The sequence below is a fragment of the Tistrella mobilis KA081020-065 genome (genome assembly GCF_000264455.2).
GTDB lineage: Bacteria > Pseudomonadota > Alphaproteobacteria > Tistrellales > Tistrellaceae > Tistrella > Tistrella mobilis.
This window is the reverse complement of the sequence record NC_017956.1, coordinates 3176870-3201203: the sequence shown is the minus strand read 5'-3', so window position 1 is coordinate 3201203 and position 24334 is coordinate 3176870. Positions and strand designations below refer to the sequence as shown.

20 protein-coding genes are annotated in these 24334 nt (G+C 69.6%); 14 read left to right on the top strand and 6 right to left on the bottom strand.

Features of this window, described 5'->3' with window-relative positions; genetic code table 11:
- Window positions 1-79 precede the first annotated feature (79 nt).
- The 8 genes from TMO_RS14560 (at window position 80) to TMO_RS14525 (ending at window position 11269) form a co-directional block, all read left to right on the top strand.
- The gene (locus TMO_RS14560) at window positions 80-634 is read left to right on the top strand and encodes a DUF3035 domain-containing protein (RefSeq protein WP_014746404.1); all 555 of its coding nucleotides are present in this window, start codon (window positions 80-82) and stop codon (window positions 632-634) included.
- Window positions 635-750: 116 nt separating this feature from the next.
- Window positions 751-2277: a M16 family metallopeptidase gene (locus TMO_RS14555; RefSeq protein ID WP_014746403.1), complete on the top strand. Its 1527-nt coding sequence runs from the start codon at window positions 751-753 to the stop codon at window positions 2275-2277.
- Window positions 2274-3731: a M16 family metallopeptidase gene (locus TMO_RS14550; RefSeq protein WP_014746402.1), complete on the top strand. Its 1458-nt coding sequence runs from the start codon at window positions 2274-2276 to the stop codon at window positions 3729-3731. Before TMO_RS14555 ends, TMO_RS14550 begins: the two co-directional genes overlap by 4 nt.
- A 29-nt stretch (window positions 3732-3760) precedes the next feature.
- On the top strand, window positions 3761-5044 hold the full coding sequence (locus tag TMO_RS14545) for a hypothetical protein (RefSeq protein ID WP_014746401.1): 1284 nt from the start codon (window positions 3761-3763) through the stop codon (window positions 5042-5044).
- A 14-nt stretch (window positions 5045-5058) separates the two neighbouring features.
- The gene (gene mutL / locus TMO_RS14540; protein ID WP_014746400.1) at window positions 5059-6987 is read left to right on the top strand and encodes a DNA mismatch repair endonuclease MutL; all 1929 of its coding nucleotides are present in this window, start codon (window positions 5059-5061) and stop codon (window positions 6985-6987) included.
- Window positions 6987-8171 (top strand): esterase-like activity of phytase family protein, encoded by a 1185-nt coding sequence (locus TMO_RS14535; protein WP_014746399.1) that lies wholly within the window; start codon window positions 6987-6989, stop codon window positions 8169-8171. The genes mutL and TMO_RS14535 overlap by 1 nt, the downstream gene beginning before the upstream one ends.
- 282 nt (window positions 8172-8453) lie before the next feature.
- A complete protein-coding gene (locus TMO_RS14530) occupies window positions 8454-10055 on the top strand; it encodes a B12-binding domain/radical SAM domain-containing protein (protein WP_145978142.1) in 1602 nt (533 codons plus the stop codon).
- On the top strand, window positions 10052-11269 hold the full coding sequence (locus tag TMO_RS14525; RefSeq protein ID WP_081598932.1) for a PLP-dependent transferase: 1218 nt from the start codon (window positions 10052-10054) through the stop codon (window positions 11267-11269). Before TMO_RS14530 ends, TMO_RS14525 begins: the two co-directional genes overlap by 4 nt.
- Before the next feature lie 44 nt (window positions 11270-11313).
- On the opposite strand, the gene TMO_RS14520 is transcribed toward TMO_RS14525, so the two are convergent.
- The 4 genes from TMO_RS14520 to TMO_RS14505 all read right to left on the bottom strand — a co-directional run bounded on the left by TMO_RS14520 (window position 11314) and on the right by TMO_RS14505 (window position 15451).
- Window positions 11314-12207: a DUF4349 domain-containing protein gene (locus tag TMO_RS14520; protein ID WP_014746396.1), complete on the bottom strand. Its 894-nt coding sequence runs from the start codon at window positions 12205-12207 to the stop codon at window positions 11314-11316.
- 101 nt (window positions 12208-12308) lie between these two features.
- The gene (locus tag TMO_RS14515) at window positions 12309-12944 is read right to left on the bottom strand and encodes an RsmD family RNA methyltransferase (protein WP_014746395.1); all 636 of its coding nucleotides are present in this window, start codon (window positions 12942-12944) and stop codon (window positions 12309-12311) included.
- 6 nt (window positions 12945-12950) lie between these two features.
- Window positions 12951-14717 carry a pseudouridine synthase gene (locus tag TMO_RS32835; protein ID WP_014746394.1) on the bottom strand — a complete coding sequence of 589 codons (1767 nt, stop codon included), beginning with the start codon at window positions 14715-14717 and terminating at the stop codon, window positions 12951-12953.
- Window positions 14714-15451, bottom strand: a complete 738-nt coding sequence (locus tag TMO_RS14505) for a gamma-glutamyl-gamma-aminobutyrate hydrolase family protein (RefSeq protein ID WP_014746393.1) — start codon at window positions 15449-15451, stop codon at window positions 14714-14716. The genes TMO_RS32835 and TMO_RS14505 overlap by 4 nt, the downstream gene beginning before the upstream one ends.
- A gap of 99 nt (window positions 15452-15550) precedes the next feature.
- On the opposite strand from TMO_RS14505, the gene TMO_RS14500 reads away from it, so the two are divergent.
- The 3 genes from TMO_RS14500 to TMO_RS14490 are packed head-to-tail and all read left to right on the top strand — an operon-like array spanning window position 15551 to window position 17983.
- A complete protein-coding gene (locus TMO_RS14500; RefSeq protein WP_228382233.1) occupies window positions 15551-16021 on the top strand; it encodes a nucleoside deaminase in 471 nt (156 codons plus the stop codon).
- Between the two features lie 48 nt (window positions 16022-16069).
- Window positions 16070-16930, top strand: coding sequence for a flagellar motor stator protein MotA (gene motA / locus TMO_RS14495; RefSeq protein ID WP_014746391.1), 861 nt, complete (start codon window positions 16070-16072; stop codon window positions 16928-16930).
- Between the two features lie 3 nt (window positions 16931-16933).
- A complete protein-coding gene (locus tag TMO_RS14490) occupies window positions 16934-17983 on the top strand; it encodes a flagellar motor protein MotB (protein ID WP_014746390.1) in 1050 nt (349 codons plus the stop codon).
- Window positions 17984-18023: 40 nt separating this feature from the next.
- On the opposite strand, the gene purD is transcribed toward TMO_RS14490, so the two are convergent.
- A complete protein-coding gene (gene purD, locus TMO_RS14485) occupies window positions 18024-19295 on the bottom strand; it encodes a phosphoribosylamine--glycine ligase (protein WP_014746389.1) in 1272 nt (423 codons plus the stop codon).
- A gap of 272 nt (window positions 19296-19567) precedes the next feature.
- Here purD and xseA point away from each other — a divergent pair, with 272 nt between their 5' ends.
- Window positions 19568-21130, top strand: a complete 1563-nt coding sequence (xseA, locus tag TMO_RS14480; RefSeq protein ID WP_041606484.1) for an exodeoxyribonuclease VII large subunit — start codon at window positions 19568-19570, stop codon at window positions 21128-21130.
- 60 nt (window positions 21131-21190) lie between these two features.
- Window positions 21191-22204, top strand: coding sequence for a M23 family metallopeptidase (locus tag TMO_RS14475; protein WP_014746387.1), 1014 nt, complete (start codon window positions 21191-21193; stop codon window positions 22202-22204).
- 6 nt (window positions 22205-22210) lie between these two features.
- Here the strand turns inward: TMO_RS14475 and TMO_RS14470 are convergent, their stop codons facing one another.
- Window positions 22211-23176, bottom strand: a complete 966-nt coding sequence (locus TMO_RS14470) for a TerC family protein (RefSeq protein ID WP_041604993.1) — start codon at window positions 23174-23176, stop codon at window positions 22211-22213.
- Between the two features lie 306 nt (window positions 23177-23482).
- On the opposite strand from TMO_RS14470, the gene TMO_RS14465 reads away from it, so the two are divergent.
- Window positions 23483-24295 (top strand): alpha/beta fold hydrolase, encoded by an 813-nt coding sequence (locus TMO_RS14465; protein WP_014746385.1) that lies wholly within the window; start codon window positions 23483-23485, stop codon window positions 24293-24295.
- The last annotated feature ends 39 nt before the right edge of the window (window positions 24296-24334 follow it).

The following is a 24334-nucleotide window of genomic DNA, read 5'->3' as shown; positions in this document are numbered from 1 at the left end:
GAAGATCCGCCTCCTGTCGCCTATCATGGACGCTGTCCCCGGGCTTCGGGCCCTTGGACGGGATGAGGGAGCAGACCGCATGAGCCGCCTGACCGCGTTGTCGGTGATCGCCATTCTGAGCGTCGGCCTGGCCGCCTGTGATTCGGCGCGCGAGACCCTGGGCCTCAACAAGCGGGCGCCCGACGAATTTGCCGTCGTGCCGCGCGCACCGCTCGTTCTGCCGCCGAATTACGATCTGCGCCCGCCAGAGCCCGGTGCGCCGCGCCCGCAGGAGGCGACGCCCGCCCAGACGGCGCGCCAGGCGCTGACCGGCACGGCGCCGGCTGCGGCACCGGTGGCCAACGGCATCGATCCGCTCGACCAGGCGGTGCTGGCCCGGACCGGTGGTGACCGGGCGGATCCGTCGATCCGCGCGACCATCGCGCAGGAGAACACCCAGCTGGCCGAGGCGAGCGAGAGCTTCGTCGACGATCTGCTGTTCTGGCAGGAGCGCGAGCAGCCGGGCACCGTGATCGATGCCGGTGCCGAGCAGCGCCGCCTGCAGACCAATCAGGCGGTCGGCCGGCCGATCGACACCGGCGAGACGCCGATCATCGAGCGCAAGCGCCGCGGCCTGCTTGAAGGCATCTTCTGAGCGACACGAGCCGCTGTCGTCATCCGGGCGGGGTTGCACCGGCCGCCGTCGAGGCCCATCCTGTGATGCGGCCGCATGTGCCCCGCGCGGCCGGTCAACCGAAGAGGAGACGACGCTTGTCTGCGTCCCCATCACCCGCCCGGCGTGGATTGCGTCCCGGGCGGCTGGTCGCATCGCTGCTGGTGACGTCGGCCCTGATGGCCGCCCCGGTCCTGCTGGCAGCGGCGCCAGCCCTTGCCGCAACCTCGCCGTCGATCGCCGCAGCGACCGCCACTGCCGCCGCCGAGGCGGCGACGCCTCTGCTCGGCGCGAAGAGCCGGGTGCTGGAGAACGGGCTCACCGTCGTGGTGGTCGAAGACCATCGGATGCCGGTGGTTTCGCACATGGTCTGGTACCGGGTGGGTGCGGCGGACGAGCCGGCCCGCCGCTCGGGTATCGCCCATTTCCTGGAACATCTGATGTTCAAGGGCACCGAGCAGACCTCGGGCGATGAATTCTCGCGGCTGATCGCCGAGAATGGCGGCCGCGACAACGCCTTCACCTCTTACGACTACACCGCCTATTACCAGAACATCGCGGCCGACCGGCTCGATCTGGTCATGCGGCTCGAAGCCGACCGGATGACCGGGCTGAGGCTTCGGCCCGAAGACACCAAAACCGAACTGCAGGTGGTGATCGAGGAGCGTCGCAGCCGCACCGACAACGATCCCCAGACCCGGTTCGGCGAGGCCTATCGGGCCATGGTCTATGCCGGCCACCCCTATGGCCGGCCGGTGATCGGTTGGCCGGACGAGCTGAAGACGCTGGACCGCGATGATGCGGTGGCCTTCTACAAGGCGCATTACCACCCTTCCGCCGCCATCGTCGTGGTCGCAGGCGACGTCCGGGCAGAAGACGTCTTCCGCCTGGCCGCCGAGACCTATGGCCGGATCCCGGATACCGCCGGCTTCGACGAGGCGAAGCGCGTGCGTCCGGCGCCGGCGCCGCTGGTGGGCGACCGCCGGCTGGTGCAGGACGCCGCCGGCGTGGCCTCGCCCTCGTGGCGCCGCTCCTGGCTGGTGCCCCGTGCCGATGTCTTCGGCCGCGACCGCGAAGAGGCGCTGGACCTCATGACCTTCGCCATGGGCGGCAGCTCGACCTCGCCGCTCTACCGCCGGCTGGTGGTGGATGAAGGCGTCGCCGTCCAGGCCGGGGCCTATTACGCCGGCGCGCGCGACGAAGGCCAGCTGATGGTCTATGCAGCCCCGGCGCCGGGTGTGTCGATCACCAGACTTGAAGCGGCGGTCGGCCGCGCGCTGGCCGACATCCTGAAACAGGGCGTCGCCCCCGACGTGCTGGAACGTGCCCGCACCCGGATGCTGGCCGATGCCGTCTATGCCCGCGACAGCGTGTCGTCCACCGCCAATATGGTGGGGGCGGCCCTTGCCACCGGCGAGACGCTGGAACGGATCGAGACCTGGCCGCAGCGTGTGGCGGCGATCACCGGCGATCAGGGCATGGAAGCCCTGCGGGCGGTGATGGGGCCCGATCAGGGCACGGCGACCGGCGTGCTGCTGCCTGAAGGGCTGGGTGTCGACGATCCCGCACCCGCCGTTGCGGCCACGGCCGTGACCCCGCCCTCCAGCGAGGGGACCGTCCATTGATCACCACCCTGTCGTCTTTCCGTCGTCACATGTCGCCGATTGGTCACGAGGTGCGGCGCCTCGGCCTGCGTATGATCGGCACCATCCTGACCGCGCTGGTGCTGCTGGTGGTGATCGGGCCGGTGCCGGCGGCACGCGCGCTCGACATCCGCACGCTCACCAGCCCGCAGGGTATCCCCTTCTGGCTGGTACAGGTGTCGGAGCTTCCGGTGGTCACCGTCGATTTCGCCTTTGCGGGTGGTACCCGGATCGAACCGGCGGCCAAGGCCGGCGCCGCGACGCTCGCGTCGGGCCTTCTGGTCGAAGGGGCGGGCGACATGGATGGTCCGGCCTTCCAGGATGCGCTGGCCGCACGTGCGGTGGAATTCTCGACCGGTGTCGATCGTGATGCCTTCTCGGGCAGCTTCCGCAGCCTTGCGACCGAAGCGGAGGAGGCCGCGAAGCTGGTCGGGCTGGCCCTCACCGCGCCGCGGTTCGATGCCGACGATATCGAGCGCGACCGCAGGCAGCTGCTGGTCTCGCTGGCACGCTCGGCCGAAAACCCGCAGGCGATCGCCTCGCGCAGCCTGCTCGCCGGGCTGTTTCCGACCGATTCATACGGCCGTGACACCGACGGCACCCGCGAGACCGTGGCAGCCCTCACCCACGAGGATCTGGTGGCCTACGTCTCCCGTCAGTTCACCCGCAACCGGCTGACTCTGGGGGTGGTGGGCGACATCACGCCCGAGGCGGCCGGGCGGGTGGTGGATCTGGCCTTCGCAGGCCTGCCTGCGGGCGACAGCCGGCCGAAGACCGATCCGGTTTCGCCCAGCTTCTTCGGCGAGACGGTGGTCGACCGGCCGATCCCGCAGACCGTCATCACCTTCGCCCTGCCGGGCATTCTGCGCAGCGATCCCGACTGGTTCCCGGCCTTCGTGATGAACCACATTCTGGGCGGCGGTACCTTCACGGCGCGGCTGTTCCGGGAAGTCCGCGAGACGCGCGGGCTTGCCTACAGTGTCGGCACCACGCTCTATCCGCTCGACCGGGCCGGCCTGCTCTATGGCTATGCCGCCACCCGCAACGACCGGGCGCGGGAGACGGTTCAGGTCATCCGCGATCAGATCGCCCGTTTCGCCGAAGGGGGGCCGACCGAGGCAGAACTCGCCGGCGCCAAGAAGTACCTCACCGGATCCTTCCCGCTGTCGCTCGACGGCAGTGGTGCTGTGGCCGGGCTGCTGGTCACGATGCAGATCCACAATCTGCCGCCCGGCTATCTCGACGATCGGAGCAGCCTGATTGAGGCGGTAACGGCCGACGACGTCAAACGGGTGGCGAAGCGGCTGCTCGATACCGACAAGCTGTCGGTGGTGATGGTCGGGCAGCCGGCAGACGGGGCCGGATCCGCCGCTCCCGCCGCCGCCCGGATTTCGGAAAATGGTGCCCGAAGCACCGCGCCCGACAGCACCCAGTGACGTCCCAACAAGGACAAAGCATCAGCATCATGGCCAAGACTCTGCCGTTCTCGATCGATTTCTCCGGATGCCTCGCCGATACCGGGGCGGAATGTGGGGCGCTGCTCGACCAGACCCGGTCGGCACTGGCGCGTCTGCGTGGCTGTCAGGCCGACGGAACCCTGCCCCTGCTGCGCCTGCCGGCCGCCCGCGACGATCTGGCGGCTCTGGAGCCGCTGGTGCTGCGCTGGCGCGACGAGGCGTCGGATGTGCTGGTGCTGGGCATCGGCGGCTCCAGCCTGGGCGCACAGGCGCTGCTGGAGCTGCGCGATCCCGAGGATCGCGGACCGCGCATTCACACCCCCGACAATGTCGATCCGGTGAGCTTCCGCCGGCTGGTGGACGGCCTGGATTGGGCCGGGACGCGGGTGCTGGCCGTGTCGAAATCCGGCGGGACGGTCGAGACGGTGGCGCAGCTGCTTCTGGTCCTGGACCGCATGGAAGCCTCGCTCGGCCGGGATGCGACGGCCGCGCGGCTGGTGGTGGTGGCGGAGCCCGGCAACTCGCCGCTGCGCCGGATCGCCAACGACTACGGCGTCGAGACCTTCGATCACGACCCGAATGTCGGCGGCCGGTTCTCGGTGCTGTCGCTGGTCGGCCTGCTGCCGGCCATGCTGGGCGGCGTGGATGCGGTGGCCATCCGCGAGGGCGCTGCGGCGGTTCTCGACCAGGCCTTTGCCGGGAGTGATCCGGCGGAGATCCCGGCGGCGATGGGGGCTGCGGCGACGGCGGCGCTGATGCAGCACAAGGGCGTCTCGCAGGCGGTGCAGTTCGGCTATGTCGACCGGCTGGCCCGCTTCGGCGAGTGGTGGCGGCAGCTGGTGGGGGAAAGCCTCGGCAAGCAGGGCATTGGTCTGGCGCCGGTCTTCGCGCGCGGGGCGACCGACCAGCACAGCCAGCTGCAGCTCTATCTCGACGGTCCGCGCGACAAGCTGGTGACGGTGATCGAGCCGCCGGCGGAGCAGCAGCCGGCCTGGCGGATCACGCCCGAGGCGGCGACGCGCTATGGCGTTCCCTATCTCGCCGGCCGCAGCCTGGGCGATCTGATCGCGGCCGAGGCCCGGGCCACGGCCGAGAGCCTGATCGCCGAAGGCCGCCCGACCATCCGGATGAAGCTGGATGCGGTCGACGGACGGACGATCGGCGCGCTGATGATGACGGCGATGATCGAAACCATCCTTCTGGCCGATCTGCTGGCGGTGGATCCCTTTGATCAGCCTGCGGTTGAGAAGGGCAAGATCCTGACCCGCGAATACCTGGCCGCCGCCGGCTGAGGTATCGTCGCCCGATGTCCCGGATCCGCCGCCTGCCCGAAACCCTGGTCAACCGCATCGCCGCCGGCGAGGTGGTGGAGCGGCCGGCGGCGGCGGTGAAGGAACTGGTCGAGAATGCGATCGATGCCGGTGCCCGGCAGGTCGATGTGGTGCTGGGGGCCGGCGGGCGCAGCCTGATCGCCGTCACCGATGACGGCATCGGCATGGATGCCGATGATCTGGAACTCGCCATCGAGCGCCATGCAACCTCGAAGCTCGCCGATGACGATCTGGTCGAGATCGACACGCTGGGTTTCCGTGGCGAGGCCTTGCCCTCGATCGGCGCGGTGGCGCGGCTGCGCATCACCAGCCGTCGGCGCGGGGCGGATACGGCGCTTGAAATTGTGGTCGAGGGCGGCATAAGGGCACCGGTGAAGCCGGCATCCGGCCCGCCAGGCACCCGGGTCGAGGTCCGCGACCTGTTCTATGCCACGCCGGCCCGGCTCAAATTCCTGAAGGCGGAACGCACCGAGACCCAGGCTGTGGCCGATGCGCTCCGCCGCCTGGCCATGGCCTATCCCGAGATCGGCTTTTCGCTGGCCGACGGCGAGCGCCGGATCTTCGCCTTCCGGCCCGAGACGGGAACCGGTGCCGAGGCGCGCCTCGCCCGGCTCGGCCGGATCATGGGGCGGGATTTTGCCGCCAATGCGCTGGAGATCGAGGCCGAGCGCGACCTGCTGCGCCTGGAGGGCCATGCCGGCCTGCCGACGCTGAACCGCGGCACGGCGCAGCACCAGTATCTGTTCGTCAACGGCCGGCCGGTGCGCGACCGGCTGATGCAGGGGGTGGTGCGGGCCGCGTATCAGGATTTCCTGGCCCGCGACCGGCATCCGATGGTCGCCCTGTTCCTGACCGTGCCGGCCCGGCTGGTGGACGTGAACGTCCATCCCGCCAAGGCCGAGGTGCGGTTCCGCGACCCGCAGCTTGTCCGTGGCCTGATCATAGGGGCTCTGCGCCACGCCCTGGCCGAGGCCGGCCACCGCGCGGCGACGGCTCTGGGTGGGGTCGGGGCCCTGGGTGGGGTGGGGCCGCTCGGCACCGTCAATCAGGCGGTCCTGCCGGCCGCGGCACCCCGGCCGATGCCGGGCGCTGTCGGGGCGGGACAGGACTCGCTCTGGTCGGCGGCCCGGGCCGCGGCGGCCGGCGTCCTGCCGGACCGTCCCGACCCCCAGGCCGCCGCGCGGGCGACGGCCTTTTGGGCACCGCCGGCCGGAGAAGGCGCGCTGCCGCATGAACTTGCCGATCGGGGCGTAGCCCCTCCCGCACCACCCGCTGCCCGCGGGGCGGCCCCGGCAGATCATGTCGCCGACGAGGCGACCCGCGCCCATCCTTTGGGGGCGGCCCTGGCGCAGCTGCACGACACCTATATCCTGGCCGAGACCCGCGACGGCCTGGTCGTGGTCGACCAGCATGCCGCCCATGAACGTCTGGTCTATGAGCGGATGAAGCGGCATATGGCCGAGGCCGGCGTGCCCTCGCAGGGGCTGCTGCTGCCCGAAGTGGTGGAGCTGGACGAAGCGGTGGCCGACGGCCTGCTCCGACGGGCGGCCGAACTCGGCCGGCTGGGGCTCGAGATCGAGGCCTTCGGGCCCGGGGCGGTGCTGGTTCGTGGCGTGCCGGCCCTGCTGGGGCGCGTGGATGCGCAGGGGCTTGTCCGCGACCTCGGCGACGAGATCGCCGAATATGACGAGGCCCTGGCGCTGGCGGACCGGCTGGAGGCGGTCTGTGCGACCATGGCCTGCCATGGCAGCGTGCGTGCCGGCCGCCGGCTGACCATCCCTGAGATGAACGCCCTGCTGCGCGAGATGGAGATCACGCCACATTCCGGCCAGTGCAATCATGGCCGGCCGACCTGGGTGTCGCTTGACCGAACTGCCATAGAGCGGCTGTTCGGGCGGCGGTGATGGCGGAGCATCTGCGGCAGTTGTTCCGTCTGTCGATCGCTTTGATGGCGCTGCCATTCCTCGCCGGTTGTGCCATCCCGGCTGCGGCCGACCCGGCGGCGGCCGGGGGCGTGGAGCTGCTCGATCAGCGCGTGCTCCGTCGAGAGGATGGGCCGCTTGGGATTCCGGTGGGTGGCCTGTCGGAGATCGCCGTCATGGCGCCGGTTGACGATACCGGTCTCGGCCGCTTCCTTGCCATCAGTGACGATCGAGGCGAATGGGGCCCGCCGCGCGCGCTGCGCCTGGACATCCGCTTCGATCTGAAGAGCAATCGGTTCCGGGTTTTCGATCGGGACTGGCAGTGGCTGGTGGCGACAGCCGCCGATGAGGTCACGAAACCCGATGTCGTGGACGGAGAGGCCCTGCGTTACGACCCGTCCACGGAACGCATGATCTGGTCTTCGGAAGGCTGGCCGCAATCCCGGGTTCCGCCCGGTCTGTACGAGAGCACGCTCGACGGAGAACTGGTCCGACAGCTGCCCTTGCCGGCACATTTTTTGCCGGATGCGGGCAAGCCTCAGCGGCGTGGCATCCGGCCGAACAAGGGCATCGAAGGGCTGGACCTGTCGCCCGACGGGCGGCAGATCACCTTTCTGAGTGAGTTTGCACTTGCACAGGACCAGTATCCGGGCCGTGCCGTTCATCGGCCGATCCTGAGGGTCGCCACATATGATCGCCGCACCGGTCGCGAGGTTGCTGAACATGGCTATCGCCTTGAGCTGCAGCCGGACCCGCAGCAGCCGGGAATGAGCGGTGGAACCGAGATCAATGGTGCCGTCTCCATTCTGATGCTGGGCGACGGACGATATCTGGTTCTGGAACGCGGATTCTGGTTCGGCTATCGGTTGCGCGTGCGTCTGTATCTCGCAGATCCGGCGGAGGCGGAAGACCTGTTGGCGCGGGAAGCTCCGCTGGATGCCGATGTGGTGACCGCACAAAAATGGCTTGTTTCCGATCTGATCGGGGCCGGCCTGCCGGCAGATAACTGGGAGGGCATGGCCTTCGGTCCCGACCTGCGCGACGGACGCAAGACGCTGATCCTCGTCAGCGACGACAATTTCAACCAGATCTTTCAGTCCACCATCATCGCCTGGATCGCCCTGCCGCCTCTTGATCCCGAAGCGCACCGGGCGAAAGCTCCTTAAGGCACATCATCAATTATTGGTTGATATATTGGATTAAGAAAAGTCCGCACAAGATCGCAACCTTCGCGTTTTGTAATGGCAAACACCTTGACCAGAGCGTGTGTCTTTCAGGCATAATCTCCTTGGGTTGCATGTCTCTTGACTGGTTCTACCTGAAGGGCTTCATGGCTTTCCCCTGCCATGGGGCTGTCGGGTACGGGTCGCGGGATACGGAAAAATCCGTGGCCGCGCCCGGAGCCGGTACAGGGGGTGCGCCATCATTCATCGAACCGGGAATCGACCATGACGCTGAGGGCTGTTGCCGTCTCCGCTCCCGATTGGGTGGCGGGTGCGAAGGATGATCGTGCGCTCAATAGCCGCGATGCGGCGAGCCTCTACAATGCCTGCCGGGTCGCCGCGGCCGAAGCAGCGGCGGGCCGTGGCGCCTGGGGCGCTTCCAACTGGGCGGCGGCCGATCCCCGCGCGGCCCGTGCTGCCGCCCGGGCCTCGACCCTGCTGATGTATTCCATGGACGACATGCCCGCCTTCCGGGCATTGATCGAGCGGCAGCGCCCGAACCTGCTGCTGATCGGCGCCATGTCGCTCTGTCTGCCGGGCGCCGTGGCCTGCGCGCGGGAGGCCCGGGAGATTCTGGGGGATCGGGTGGCGATCGTCCTCGGCGGGCGCCATGCCAGCGAGACGGTCTGGCTGCCCGACCGCAGCGACCGGCGGGCGGCCACGCTCGGGCGGCATGCCGGCGCACCGCTGGAGCTGATCCATGCCGGCCGGCTGCCGGCGGTATTCGATGCCGTGGCGATGGGCGATGGCGAATATCTGATCGCCGCTCTGGGGCGGGCGGTGGAGGCGGCGGTCCGCCGGAGCCTGCATCCGGCGGCGCTGTTCCACGAGATCGACCCGGCAACCCCGGGCGACTGGATCCTCGGCCTGGATGATCGCGGCCGCCCCGGCTATCTGGTCTCGCGGGGGGTGGCGATGAACCAGATGGCCCTGCCCAGCCCGGCCCGGACCTTCGGGGTCTCGGCCAGTTTCGGCGTGTTCGGCGGGCGCATGACCGCACATGTCTTCAGCGATATCGGCCGCGGCTGCGTCTACGACTGCAATTTCTGCTCGGAGCGGGTGTCGGCGACCGGCGGGGTGCGCGACCTTGCCAACAGCGCCGACCGGCTGCACGGCCAGCTCGCCGCTGCCTGCCGGACGATTGCCGAGGACTGGCCGGGCCGCCGGGCCAGCGCATTCTGCGAGGATTCGGTGCTGCTGGGCGGTGCCACCCGGCTGATCGACCGGTTCTGCGACCTGATGGACCGCCAGCCGCTCGACATCCGCTTCGGCGGGCAACTGACCATCGACCAGATCCTGACCCGGCCCGCCGAGGTGGCGCGCCTGGCCCGTGCCGGCCTATCCTATGTGTTCATCGGGGTCGAGACCCTGTCGCCAGAGGAGATCGGGGGCATGAGCAAGGATGTCGGCCGCAAGCGGGCCTCGTGGACCGATCGCATGCACCGCGCCTTCGACGTGCTGGGAGAGGCCGGCATCGATTGCGGCTGTGCCGTGCTGTTCGGCCTGGGCGAGCGCCATGAAAGCCGCCTGGCCCTGCTCGACACCCTCGACCGTTTCCGCCTGAGCCATGGCGCGCCCGACCCGATCAGCCTGAACTGGGCGGTCCAGCATCCGCTGTGTGGCGAGGATGGCGGGGCCGGCTACGACTATGTCGACTGGGGGACGCCTGAAGGCCCCTATCTGGACCTGTTCCACAATTTCGGCGAGGCCTCGCTGCGCTATCCGCTGCCGCAGGTGGGGGCGCCGCGTCTGGCCGAGGTGGCGGAGGTCGTCGCCGCTGCCGATGCCGTGCGCGGCCGGCCCCTCGGCGGCAGGCTGGCCTCGTGAGCGGGCAGCGACCGACCCGCCCGGCGACGACGCTGGCGCAGGGCGCGCGCTTTCCGCTGGGACCCGTGGAAACGCCGGTGCCGCCGGTGACCGAGGCGACCACGGTGCTGTTCCGCGACCTGGATGCCATGGCGCCGGTCGACCGGGAGAGCCTGGCGCGCCAGGGCCATGATCCCTTCGCCGGCTTCTATTACGGCGCGGTCGGCACGCCCTCGTCAGGGGCGCTGGCGCGGATGGTGGCGGCGGCCAATGGTCTGGCCCATGCGGTGATCGCGCCGGCCGGGCTTTCGGCCTTCATCGCGGCGCTCTGGGCGTCGGTGAAACCGGGGGAGCGGGTGGCGGTCACGGATGCCGTCACCTATTCGCTGCGCTGGCATCTGGACCGGCGGGCGGCTGCGGCGGGCATCGGCATCGACTACTTCCCGCCGGGGATCGGCGCCGGTATCCGCGATGTGCTCCGCCCCGACACCCGGCTGGTCTGCGTCGAAACGCCGGGGGCCTTCACCTTCGAGGTCGAGGACCTGGCGGCTGTGGCCGAGGCCACCCATGCGGCCGGCGCCCGCCTGCTGGTCGACGACACCTGGAGCGCCGGGCTGCATTACCGGCCGGCCGATCACGGTGCCGATCTGGTGCTGCAGTCTCTGGCCAAGCTGCATGCCGGGGTGGCCGGCGTGTCGCTCGGCGCGATCTCGACCGGGGATCGGGCGCTCTACGAGGACGTGCTGGAAGAGACAGCCCTGCAGGGCATGGCCGTCTCAGCCGATGCCACCCAGAAGGCGGCGGTGGCCATGCAGACGCTGGCCGTGCGCCTGGCTGCCCAGGACCGCACCACCCGCCGCCTGCTGGCGGCGGTGGCGGCGCTGAACGTGCGCGGTCTCTGCCTGCTGCATCCAGCCATGCCCGACCATCCCGGCCATGATGTCTGGGCCCGCGACTTCACCGGTGCCGGGACGCTGTTCTCGCTGGTGGTCGACGGGGGCGGCCCGGCCGACGCCGCGGCCATCGGCCGGGGGCTGACCCTGTTCCGGCCGGGTTACGGCTGGGGCGGCGCGGTCTCGCTGGTCTCGCCCTTCACCGCCGGCGAGGGGCGGACGGTATCGCGGCCACCGGCCGAGGGAGCCGGCCTCCGGCTTTATGCAGGGCTGGAGGATGCCGAAGATCTGGTCGAGGATCTTTGCGCTGCGATCTGCCGGGCGGGCCGGGCCGGCGCCTGACCCGGTCCCGGCCCCTTCCGGCGGTGTCACCCCCTCGGGCGGTGTCAACCCTTCCGGCGGCGGCGGATGGCGCGCACGGCCAGGGTCAGCAGCAGGACCAGCGGGATCAGGGCAGGCAGCATGCCGATGATCCAGACCAGCACATCCAGCGCATCGCGAAGCGTGTAGAGCAGCGAGTAGAGCAGGTCTTCGCCCAGATTGCCGAAGGGGGCGAGGAGGCCCGGTTCCGTCACCGGTGCCCGCAGTTGGGCGCGATAGATGTCGCGATCGATCCGGCTCTCCAGGCGGCCGAACTCCCCCTCGGCGCGCTCGAGCCTGGTCTGGGTGTCGGCCAGTTCGCGGCTGATGGTGATCAGGTCTTCCAGCCGGGCATCACTGCGCTGATAGAGTGCCTGCAGCCGGTCGCGATGGGTGGTCAGCAGGGCGATGCGCTGCTTCACGTCGACCATCTGATCCGACAGGTCTTCGGCGCTGGTCTGGCGGTCGATCTCGCCGTTTTCGGCAATGCTCGAGAGATAGTCGTCCAGCCGGGCGACGCCCGGCTTGGGCAGACGGGCCTCGAAATAGCCGGATCTGCTGCCGTCGACACGCACCGTCAGCACGCTGCAGCCTGCCATCTCGCGGCAGAGCTTTTCCAGCGCGGCGACGCGGCTGTCCGGGGCCTCGGTTATCAGGTTGCGGTCATGGGTATAGGCCAGGAAGCCGGCGGCGTCCGGCTGAAGAGCCTCCGCCATGGGGGGGGCCGCCATCTGGCCAACCGCCATCGGCTCCGGCGCGGCGCCTGCCGACTGGATCTCGGTCGACATCGGTGCCGTGGCGACCATGCGGCCCATGCCGGTCTGGGCGCTGTCATCGCTGCCGGTGCTGCTGCCGTCTTCATTACAGGCGGCAAGGGGCAGGGCTAGCAGAAGGGCAACGGCAAGGGCACGAAGCATCATCGGCGGCATCCGGGAAGAGAGGGGGCGGGGGCACCGGTCAGGGCCGGCCCGTCCACTCTTCATGATGCAGTCCCGTCAGGCGAGGGGCTTTTCTGGGGCGATCAATCTGCGGTGCCGATATGGTCGGCATCGTCACCCTCGTCCGCGACCGCGTGGCCAAGGATCAGAAGGTCGGCCTTGCCGTAACGGCGCCGGTCGAGAACACGAAGCGCCTCGGGCAGCACGATGTCCGTGCCGCGGGCCAGCTCCACGGTGACGAGTGCCGGGCTGGCGAGTCGGCCTGAACGGACGAGCCCGGCAAGGATGGCCTCGGCCACTGCGGGGGCGTCGTAGGGCGGGTCGAGCAGGATCAGATCGAAGGGCCGGTCGCTGCGCAGCGCCGCCGCCACGGTCTCTGGGCGGCCGAGATCGGCCGCGGCGAAGCGACAGTTGCGCTCCTCGCCGAGCTTCGCGGCATTGGCCCGGGCGATGGCGAGGGAGGCGCGGTCGCGGTCGATGAACACGGCCGAGGCGGCACCGCGCGACAGGGCTTCCAGCCCCAGCGCGCCGATGCCGCAGCAGAGATCGGCGACGTGGCGGTCACGGACCGCCGCCTCGCCATCCCCTCTCAGGTCGCGATGGCCGAGGATGTCGAACAGGGCTTCACGGGCACGCTCGGAGGTCGGGCGGATGACCGCCCGACCTTCGGGAGCCTGAAGCGTGCGGCCGCGATGGCGGCCGCCGACGATCCGCGGCATGGCCGATCAGTCCTCGCCGCCGCTCTCGCCCTCGGGACGACGCCCGCGGGGCGCGCCGAAGGGCCGGTCGCCGCCGAAGCTGCGACCGCCACGATCGCCGCCACGGTCGTCACGATTGCCGCCGAAGCGCCGCTCGCCACTGCCGAAGCCGCCGCGGTCACCGCCGCGGCCGCCACGATCGTCGCGATTGCCGCCGAAGCGCCGCTCGCCGCCACCGAAGCCGCCACGATCGCCGCCACGGTCGTCGCGGCCACGGAAGCCGCCGCGATCACCGCCGCGGTCGTCGCGGTCACCGAATTCGCGCCGGCCGCCGCCGAAGCCGCGGCGGTCGCCACGGCCGGCCTCGCGGGCGCGCTGCTCGGCGATGGCGGCATCGACCTCTTCGTCCTGCTCGTCGTTCAGCGGGCTCCAGCCTTCGCGGCGATCGTCACGGCGGTCGTCGCGACGATCGTCACGCCGGTCGCCGGCGACATGCAGGCCACGGGTCGGGCGATCGGTGTTGTGGAACTCGCGCTGACGGCGCTTGTCCTGGATGGCACGCGACGACGGGGCCTGGGGGGCATCGACAGGGCGCGCGAGCGTCAGCAGCTCGTCGTCATCCTCGTCGTCGCCGTCCTCATCCTCGTCTTCGTCGTCGTCGAAATCTTCGGCCTCGTCGTCGCCTTCGGTCAGCTCTTCGGCCCGGGCGATCAGGGCTTCGAGATCCTCAAGCGTCTCGACCTCGATCTCGTCGAGTTCCTCTTCGAACGCGTCGTCCTCGAACTCTTCCTCACCGTCGAAATCGTCCTCGCCCTCAAGGTCCTCGTCCTCGATGAAGCGGGCGTCCGGAATCTCGTCGGCCGCGGGGCGCGTGGCCTGGGCGGCGGCAGGGGCGGCGGCGGCGGTCTCGTCCGCGGCAGGCCCGGTCTTCTCGACCTTCTTGGTCTCGTCGGTCATCTTGTCGATCATTTCTGGTGCAGGCGCGCCGGTCTTGGCGGCCTGGCGCCGGAGCGGGGCGTCACGCCCGGTCTCGGGCAGATGAAGGCCTTCGGCGAGTGAGCCCAATTGGTCTTTCAGCATGCGGGCGGTCACCTCGCGCACCTCTCCAGGGTGCATGCGGCCGATCTGGAACGGTCCATAGGCAACACGGATCAGCCGGCTGACCGGGTGTCCGAGGCTTTCGAGGACCCGTCTGATTTCGCGATTCTTGCCTTCGGTCAACACCACCGAAAGCCACGCATTCGTGCCCTCGTGCTCGATCTCCACTTCGATCGGGCCGTAACGGACACCTTCGACGGTCATACCCTGGGCCAGCCGTCCGATCGCATCGGCGTCGGGCGTGCCGTAGACACGCACCCGATAACGGCGGCGCCAGGCGGTTTCGGGGCTCTCGAGACGACGGGCGAGTTCGCCGTCGTTGGTGAGGAGCAGGAGCCCTTCAGAGTTGTAGTCGAGGCGCCCCACGCTCACCACGCGGGGAAGATCTGCCGGCAGGCGGTCGAAGACGGTTTCCCGGCCTTCGGGATCATGGTTGGTCGTGATCAGCCCGCGCGGCTTGTGATAGAGGAACAGCCGCACCGGCTCGCGCGCTGGCAGGGGCCGGCCGTCGACGGTCACCCGGTCGGCGGGCGTCACGTCCAGTGCGGGGCTGTCGATGCGGCGGCCATTGACCGCCACCCGGCCGTCGAGGATCAGACGCTCGGCGTCGCGGCGGGAACACAGGCCCGCACGGGCGATGGCCCGGGCGACGCGCTCACGCGCGCGGTCCGGCTCGGTCGGAAGGCTGCGGGTCATCTGGTCTCCAGGGCGGCGGCGACAAGGCCGTCAAAAATCAGGCGATCGCCGGCATCGATCAGGAATTCGGGGTGCCACTGCACACCCAGACAGAAGCGGAAGCCGGGATGTTCCAGCCCCTCGATCACCCCGTCGGGGGCCGCGGCATTGCGCACCGCGCCGGGCGCGATCCGGTCCACCGCCTGGTGATGGGCGCTGTTCACAGTCATCCGGGCCGTGCCGACCAGACGCGAGAGCAGGGTATCGGGGTCGATCAGGACCTCGTGCCCCGGCTCGTTGCGCGGGTTCGGCTGCTCGTGGGCCAGCGCCTCGGGAAAGGCGTCGGGGATGTGCTGCACCAGGGTACCGCCGAGCGCGACGTTGAGCAATTGCTCGCCCCCGCAGATGCCCAGCACCGGCATATCCCGGTCCAGCGCGGCACGAACCACGCCCAGCTCGAAAGCCGTGCGCCGGTCCTTGGTCGTGACCGTGGCATGCCGCATCCCGGCACCGAACAGGGCCGGGTCCACGTCGAACGCACCGCCGGTCACCACCAGCGCGTCCAGCCGGCCGACCAGTTCGGCCGCCAGCTCCGGTTCATGGGGCAACGCCACCGGCAGGCCGCCCGCGGTGACGATCGCATCCATGTAATTCACACGAAGCGCGTACCACGGGAACCTCGAATAGCCGCCGGGCTGTTCGACGTCGAGGGTGACGCCGACGAGCGGGCGGTATGCGGAAGCGGATGTACCCATGGGCGCAATTCATGGGGCTTCCCGCGTCAGGATGCAAGGGCCGCTTGACGTGAAACCCCATGCAGGCTTCGCTTGGCTGCCATGCCGAACCACGTCCCGATGCCCGTTCCGTATCCGTCCCAGCCGCTTCGTCCCATGGAGGCGGCGCTTGAACAGGCACGCGCCGCGGCGGCACGGGGGGAGGTTCCGGTGGGCGCGGTGGTGGTCGATCCGGTCCGGCGGGTCATCCTGGCCGCGGCCGGCAACCGCACCGAAGCCGACCACGATCCCACCGCCCATGCCGAAATTCTGGCGATCCGCCAGGCCGCGTCCCTGATCGGCAACCCGCGCCTGACCGGGCTGGATCTCTGGGTAACGCTGGAGCCTTGCGCCATGTGTGCGCAGGCGATCTCCTTCGCCCGGATCCGCCGCCTATATTATGGGGCAGCGGATCCCAAGGGCGGCGGCGTGGACCACGGCGCCCGCGTCTTCGCCCATCCGACCTGCCATCACCGGCCCGAAATCTTCGCCGGGATCGGGGAAACCGCGGCGGCCGACTTGCTTAAGGTTTTCTTCAAAAGCCTGAGATAACCTCTCTCCAGCCAGAGCCTACCGCGTTGCAGCAGGAGCCTTCGCCCCATGGGTCCGATTATCGGCATCATCCTCACCCTCGTCCTGGTTTTCGGCGGGTTCATCATCGCCGGCGGCCATATCGAGGTGATTCTGGAGGCCCTGCCGATCGAGGGCATGATCATCGGCGGCATCGCGCTCGGTGCCTTCGTCACCGGCAACAGTGGCGAGGTGATCAAGCACACGCTGGGCGGGCTCGGTAAGGCGTTCAAGGGCGCCAAGTGGAAGAAGCAGGACTATATTGACCTGATCAGCCTGATGTACATCGCGCTCTACAAGCGTCAGCGCGAAGGGACCAAGTTCAACGATTTTGAGGACCCGAAAAACAGCGCGCTGTTCAAGAAGTATCCGAAAATCCTGAACGACCATCTTGCGATCAACATGATCTGCGACACGCTCCGCAACATGAGCATGCGCCATGAAGATCCGCATCAGGTGGAGGCCTATCTCGAAAATCTGCTCGAGAAGGTCGAAGAGGAACACATGGAGCCGTCCCATGCGCTCCAGGGTGTGGCCGACGGTCTGCCGGCCTATGGTATCGTGGCGGCAGTGCTGGGCGTGGTGAAGACCATGTCCTCGATCGACAAGCCGCCGGCGGTGCTGGGCGGGCTGATCGCGAGCGCGCTGGTCGGTACCTTCCTCGGCATCTTCCTGGGCTATGGCATGGTCGGCCCGCTGGCCGGGCGCATCAAGCAGATCAACGAGGCCGATGCCCGGTTCTACAAGCTGATCCGCGACGTCTTCGTCTCGACGCTGTCGAAGAATGCGCTGCAGGTGGCGATCGAGGTCGGCCGCGCCAACATTCCCTCCAGCATGCAGCCGACCTTCGCCGAGGCGGAGGCGGCGATCAACAAGGCCAAGGGAAGCTGATCGATGGCGGAGGACGGCGGCCACGCGACGATCATCAAGAAGGTCAAGAAGGGCAAGGGCGGCGGCCATCACGGCGGTGCCTGGAAGGTGGCCTATGCCGACTTCGTGACCGCGATGATGGCCTTCTTCCTGCTGCTCTGGCTGCTGAACGCGCTGGACGAAAAGAAGCTCAAGGGCATCGCCGACTATTTCACGCCGACCTGGACCGTGTTCCGCGATGCCGGCGCCTCGCACACCATGCCCATGCAGTCGGGCACGCCCGACATCAATGTCGGCCAGGGCGGTGTCAGCATGCCGTCCTTCGAACGATCCGACCTGACCCCGCCGCCCTCGCCGATGGATCTGCAGCCCGATATGGCCAAGCGCCCGGCCGCCAATCCGGCCGACGAGGCGCCACCCGAAGAGCTGCCGGTGAACGACCCGGCCGAGGCCATGCGCCGGGTGCTCTCGGGCGAGCGGCTCGAGGCGCCCAAGACCATGCAGACCTTCGAACAGGCGGTGCAGGATGCCGCCCAGCGCATGGTCGAGGCCCGCGACCGGGCCAGGGAGCGCGACATCGCCGCCCGTGGCGCGGCCGAGCGCCGGTCGTTCGAGGATACCGCCGACCGGCTGCTCAAGGCGATTTCCTCCGACCCCTCCACCCGCGAACTGTCGGGCAACCTCACCCTGCGCGTGACCGACGAGGGGCTGGAGATCAACATCATGGATCGGGAAGACGAGCCGGTCTTCCCCTCCGGCGGCGCCGAGCCCTATCCGGCGGCGCGGCGCCTGCTGGCGCTGGCGGCGACCACGGTCCGGGCCTCACCCAACCAGATCGCCGTGCGCGCCTATCTGGGTGGCGAGCCCGGCACCCGGCCCGATGCCTGGGCATTGACCGCCGAGCGGGCGATCGCGGCCCAGAAGGTGCTGACCGATGCGGGTGTGCCGGTGGCGCGCGTCGAAGAAGTGTCGGGACGTGGTCAGTCGACCATGCTGGTGCCCGATCAGCGGGCAGACCCGCGCAACAACCGGATCACCGTGGTGCTGCGGCGGGCCGTGCCGGTTTCTTCATAGCCGTCCTGTTCTTTGTCGTCGTCTCGCGTCGGGGATCGGTTCAGCCGACCGCCCGCCAGCCGATATCGCGGCGGCAGAACCCGCCCGGCCAGTCGATCGCATCGACCGCAGTATAGGCGCGGCTCTGTGCCTCCGCCGGGCCGTCGCCCAGGGCCGTGACCGCGAGCACGCGCCCGCCATTGGAAAGCAGGCGGCCCGCATCGTCGGTCTTCGTGCCGGCGTGGAACACGATCACCTCCGGGGCGGCCGCACGGGCAGCGTCGAGGCCGCGAATCTCATCGCCCTTGGCATAGTCGCCGGGATAGCCCTTTGCGGCCAGCACCACGGTCAGGGCGGTGCGCGGATCAAGCTCGATCATCGACGGGTCGAGCCGGCCGTCGCGGGCGGCCAGCAGGATCTGGGCAAGATCCCCCCAGAGCCGCGGCAGCAGAACCTGGGTTTCGGGGTCACCGAAGCGGACATTGTATTCGACCAGCTTCGGCCCGTCTTTGGTCAGCATCAGCCCGGCATAGAGCACGCCGACGAAGGGCGTTCCCTCGGCCGCCATGGCGTCGACGGTGCGCTGAACGATCTCGGTCATCGCGCGGCCGGTGATCTCGGGCGTCATGCAGGGGGCCGGGGAATAGGCGCCCATGCCGCCGGTATTGGGGCCGGTATCGCCGTCGCCCACGCGCTTGTGGTCCTGGGCGGTGCCGAGCAGGATGGCGGTGGTGCCGTCCGAGAGTGCGAACAGGCTCGCCTCCTCGCCCTCCATGAATTCTTCGATCACCAGCGAAGCGCCGGCGCTGCCGAAGCGGCCGCCCAGCATCTCGTCCACGGCCTCCAGTGCCTCGGCCTCGGTCATCGCCACCACCACGCCCTTGCCGGCCGCCAGACCGTCGGCCTTGACCACGATCGGCGCGCCCTGTGCGCGGATATAGGCCTTGGCCGCCCCGGCATCGGTGAAACGGGCATAGGCGGCGGTGGGAATGCCGTAGCGGGCGCAGATGTCCTTGGTGAAGCCCTTGGAGCCTTCCAGACGCGCGGCGGCGGCCGAGGGGCCGAAGGCCGGCACGCCGGCCGCTTCCAGCACATCGGCCAGGCCCGCGACCAGCGGGGCCTCGGGACCGATCACCACCAGGCCGATGCCTTCTGCCTTCGCGAAGGCGGCAATGCCGTCCATGTCGGCGGGATCGAGGTCCAGAAGCTCGGCATGCTCGGCAATACCGGCATTACCGGGGGCGGCACACAGATAAGACACGGAGGCACTGGCTTCGAGCGCACGCGCCAGTGCATGCTCCCGACCGCCCGATCCGATCAGCAGAACCTTCATCGCACGCTCCCGTCGGCCTGATTCAATCGATTCTGGTCCCCCGGCGCGGTCATACCGCCGACGGTGCACAACCGCCCCGGGTTGCCCGTCTTCGGGCACCATGCTTCTATCATGGCACCCGTCCGGGAGAAACCCCACCCGCGACCGCGCCTGCCATGCCCCGTCCCGCAGTCCGATCCGGAGCCGATGCCTTGAGCCGCCTGCCCTTCGATACCGACCGCCCCTTCCGCCAGCGTGATCCGGGCGCAGAGACGGCCACGGGCGGCCACAACCTGCCGGTCTATACCGTGAGCGAGATTTCGGGCGAACTGAAGCGCACGGTCGAAAGCCGCTTCGCCGCCGTCCGGGTCAGGGGCGAGATCAGCGGTTTCAAGCGGGCCGCGTCCGGCCATTGCTATCTGGCCCTGAAGGACGAGGACGCGCTGATCGACGCGGTGGTCTGGCGGGGGGCCGCCATGCGGCTGGGCTTCAAGCCCGAAGACGGGCTGGAGGTGGTGGCGACCGGGCGGCTGACCACCTATCCGGGCCGGTCCAAATACCAGCTGGTGGTGGAGCAGATGGAGCCCGCCGGCGCCGGCGCGCTGATGGCGCTGATCGAAGAGCGCCGCCGCCGGCTTGCCGCCGAAGGCCTGTTCGATGCCGGCCGCAAACAGCCGCTGCCCTTCCTGCCCGAGGTGATCGGCGTGATCACCTCGCCGACCGGTGCCGTGATCCGCGACATTCTTCACCGCCTGGCCGATCGCTTCCCGCGTCGGGTGATCCTCTGGCCGGTGATGGTTCAGGGGCTGGGCGCCGCCGAGCAGGTGGCCGCGGCCATCCGCGGTTTCGATGCCCTGGGCCCGGGCGACCGGGTGCCGCGCCCCGATCTGCTGATCGTCGCCCGCGGTGGCGGCAGCATTGAGGATCTGATGGCCTTCAACGAGGAGAGCGTGGTCCGTGCCGCAGCCGATTGCACGATCCCGCTGATTTCGGCGGTGGGGCACGAGACCGACACCACGCTGATCGATTTCGTAGCCGATCTGCGCGCGCCCACGCCGACCGCCGCCGCCGAGAAGGCGGTGCCGGTGCTGGGCGAACTGCTGCTGGAACTGGGCGATCTGGGTGCCCGCCTGCCCGCTGCCGCCTTCCGGCTGATCGAGCGCGGCAGCGAACGCACCGCCGGCCTTGCCCGCGGCCTGCCCAGGCCGCAGAGCCTGATCGATGCCGCCACCCAGCGCCTGGATGATCGGGCCGAGCGGCTGGATGCCGGCATCGACCGGGTTCTGGAGCGCCGCGCGGCCCGCGTGCGCGAGTTGTCGGCCCGGCTGAAGAGCCCGGGCGAGCGTTTCGCCGAGGCGGCCGGCCGGCTGGACCTGACAGGGCAGCGGCTGGAGGCCGTGATGGGCCGGGTTCAGGACCGCGCCCGGGCCCGGCTGGACCGGGTGGCGGCGGGGCTTTCGCCCGGGGCGGCCATCCGGGTCGGCCGGCTCGGCCGCGAGCGGCTGGACGGGCTGGGCGCCCGCCTGGATACCGGCCCCCGGCTGAAGCTGCAGCGGCTGGCAGAGCGGCTGGAGGCGCAGGGCGCGCTGCTGGAAAGCTATTCCTACCGCCGGGCACTCGCGCGCGGTTTCGCGCTGGTCGAGACGGTGGACGCGACCGGCGGTACCGGTCAGCCGGTCACCCGGGCGGCGGCGGTCAGCCCCGGCCAGGCCCTGGCCCTGGTCTTCGCCGACGGACGGGTGGATGTGCAGGCATCGGGAGAGGGCGGCGTGCCGCCGCCGCCCGAGGCGGGCCCCGCAGCCCCGCGCCGGCGCGGCCGCAGCCGCGGCCCGGCAGCCCAGCCCGACCTCTTCTGAATGCGCACCCGCAGCCCGCAAGCCTTTGGGCAGGATCGTCGACGGAAAGGGTTCTCCCTCATGCCCCTGAACTCCCTTCTTCTGCGTGGCACGGCCTGTGCGCTGCCGGTACTGCTGATGCTGGGGGGCATCGCACCGGCCCAGACCCGGGCCTCGGATCCTGGCCAGACCAATGCTGGCCAGCCGCCCGCAATGCCGGCACCGCTCCAGGATCCCCCCACGGCCGAAGCACCGGCGATCCGGATCGAGGGGCCGGCAAGCCAGGGCAGTCTCAATCTCGGGCGGGTGCCCAAGGGCTGGCAGGTGACGGTCGACGGCGTGCCGGCCCGGGTCGACGATGCCGGCCGCTTCGTCTTCGGCATCGGGCGGGATGCCGCCACGGCCGATCTGGTCGCCCGCGCGCCCCATGGCGCCACGCTGGAGCGGCGGGTGACGGTGGCCGCGCGGGACTGGGCGATCGAGCGGATCGACGGCCTGCCGCCGCCCAAGGTGACGCCGGATCCCGAGCTTCAGGACCGGTTGCGTCACGAGCGCGAGCTGATCCTGAATGCCCGTGCCGCATCGGATGACGGCATCATCGGCTTCGAGATCGCGACCAAGGGCTTCCGCCTGCCGGTCGAGGGGCGGATTTCGGGCGTGTTCGGCAGCCAGAGGGTGTTGAACGGCACGCCGCGCAGCCCCCATCGCGGGCTCGACCTGGCGGCGCCCGAGGGCACGCCGGTGCTGGCGCCGGCGGGTGGCAGGGTGGTGCTGGTGATGCCGGATCTCTGGTACACCGGCGGCACGATCATGATCGATCACGGCCAGGGCGTGACCTCGATCTTCGCGCATCTGTCCGAGACGCTGATCGCGCCCGGCCAGCTGGTCAAGGCGGGCGATGCCATCGGCCGGGTCGGGATGACCGGCCGGGCCACGGGCCCGCATCTGCATTGGGGCGTGTTCTGGAAAGAGGTCGCGGTCGATCCGGCGCCGCTGGTGCCGGCCCTGCAGGGCCGGATCGATCCGATGAAGCCGCGGCCAGAGCCGAAGCCCCAGCCGTCTGCGGCGGCGAGGCCGCAGACGGATCAGGGTTGAAGACGGCTAGCGTTGCGGGCTGGGCTTCTGTGCCCGCCCTGCGCCGCGACTGCGGACCATCGAGACCGCGATGCCGCCGACGATCAGGGCGAAGGTGACGATCAGCGACAGCTCCGCCGGCGGCTTGCCGATGAACTGGGTCCAGAAGATCTTAGCGCCGATGAACACCAGGATGATCGACAGCGCGTATTTGAGATCGTGGAAGCGGTGGATCATGGCGGCGAGCGCGAAATAGAGCGCGCGCAGGCCCAGGATCGCGAAGATGTTGCTGGTATAGACGATGAACGGATCGGTGGTGACGGCGAAGATCGCCGGCACGCTGTCCACCGCGAAGACGACATCCGCCGTCTCGATCAGCAGCAGGGCCACCAGCAGCGGCGTCGCATGACGCCGGAGACGGCCCTTGTCGTCGGGCAGTCGCGCGGTGAAGTCGTGGCCGTGCAGCTGGGGCGTCACCGGCATCGCCTTTTTCAGCAGCCGCATGAAGATGCCCTGGGTGAAGTCCGGCGGGTCGCCGCCATCCTTGAGCATCTTGATGCCGCCCCAGATCAGGAAGGCGCCGAAGAAGAGCAGGATCCAGTGGAATTCATGCACCAGCGCCGCGCCGATGCCGATCATGAAGGCCCTGAGCACGATCGCGCCCAGGATGCCCCAGAACAGCACCCGGTGTTGCAGATGCCGGGGGATGGCAAGCGCCGCGAAGATGGTCGCGATGACGAAGACATTGTCCATCGCGAGCGTCTTTTCGAGCATGAAGCCCGTGGCGTATTCCATGGCGGCCGTGCCGCCCGACGACCACCAGACGAAGCCGCCGAAGCCCAGACCGGCGGCGATGTAGAAGGTTGAGAGCACCAGGCTCTGGCGCACGCCGATCTCGCGGTCGCGCTTGTTGAGGACGCCCAGGTCGAAGGCGAGCAGACCTGCGACCAGGGCGACGAACAGGCCCCACTGCCACAGCGGATGTCCCGCCATGCTGAGGCTTGCCGCGGAGACGATCTCCGCCGGCAGGATTGATGATGTTTCGGGGAACACGCGATCACCCCTCGATCGCGGTTGCGCTGCGTCCTAGCGCGAAATGGGTGAGGGATCCGACATCACGACCGACGCCTCGATCGCCAGAGGGGCCCGGATCCGGCAATTCCGCTTATGTGGCGCAGCCGGTGACGGGCGTCAAGGCAGGGGATCTTCGTGCTGCATGCGGTGATGCAGGGCGGGCTCGACGCCCGGCGCCGGATCATGCAATCATGAGATGATCTGAACCGTCGGAGAACGGCCCCCATGATGCAGAACATCGCCATGGATGATGGCGTGGAGATCGCCGTCGAGCAGTCGGGGAACCCCGAAGGCCCGGCCCTGGTGCTGGTCCATGCATTGGCAGTCGACCATACGGTCTGGGATCTGGTGGCCGCACCGATGCGCGCCAGCCGGCGGATCGTCGCCATCGACATCGCCGGTCATGGCATGAGCGGCGTGCGCGCATCCACCACCGAAACCCCCCAGACCCTCGATCGGCTGGCCGATGATGTCGAGCAGGTGGTCGCGGCGCTGGGCATCACCCGGGCCGATTTCGCCGGGGTGTCGATCGGCGGCATGATCGGGCAGGTGCTGGGTGTGCGCAACCCGGCCTGGCTGCGCAGCCTGACCCTGGTCTGCACCGTGTCCGACGTGCCGGACGAGGCACAGGCGATGTGGGACGCCCGCATCGCGGCCGTGCGCGACCAGGGCATGGACGGCCAGGTCGATGCCACGCTGGAGCGCTGGTTCACCCCGGCTTTCCGCGATCTCGCCCCCTCGGCGCTGGATCAGGTGGCCGCCATCATCCGCACCACCCCGCCCGAGGGTTTTATCGCGGCCGCCCATGCCATCAAGGGGCTGGCGATGGGGGCGAAACTGCCGGGTGTGAAGGTGCCGACGCTGGTCGCCTCGGGCGCCCAGGATGTCGGATCACCCCCCGAAGCCGGCCGCGCCATCGCCGCCGCCATCCCCGGCGCCCGCTTCGAACTGCTCGACCCCTGCGGCCATATGGGCCCGATCGAGGCGGCGGACCCGCTGTGGAAGCTGATGGATGCGCATCTGACCAAGCTCGCCTGATGGCCTGAGACCCGCTGCGGCGGCGGCAAGGCTCTGGAA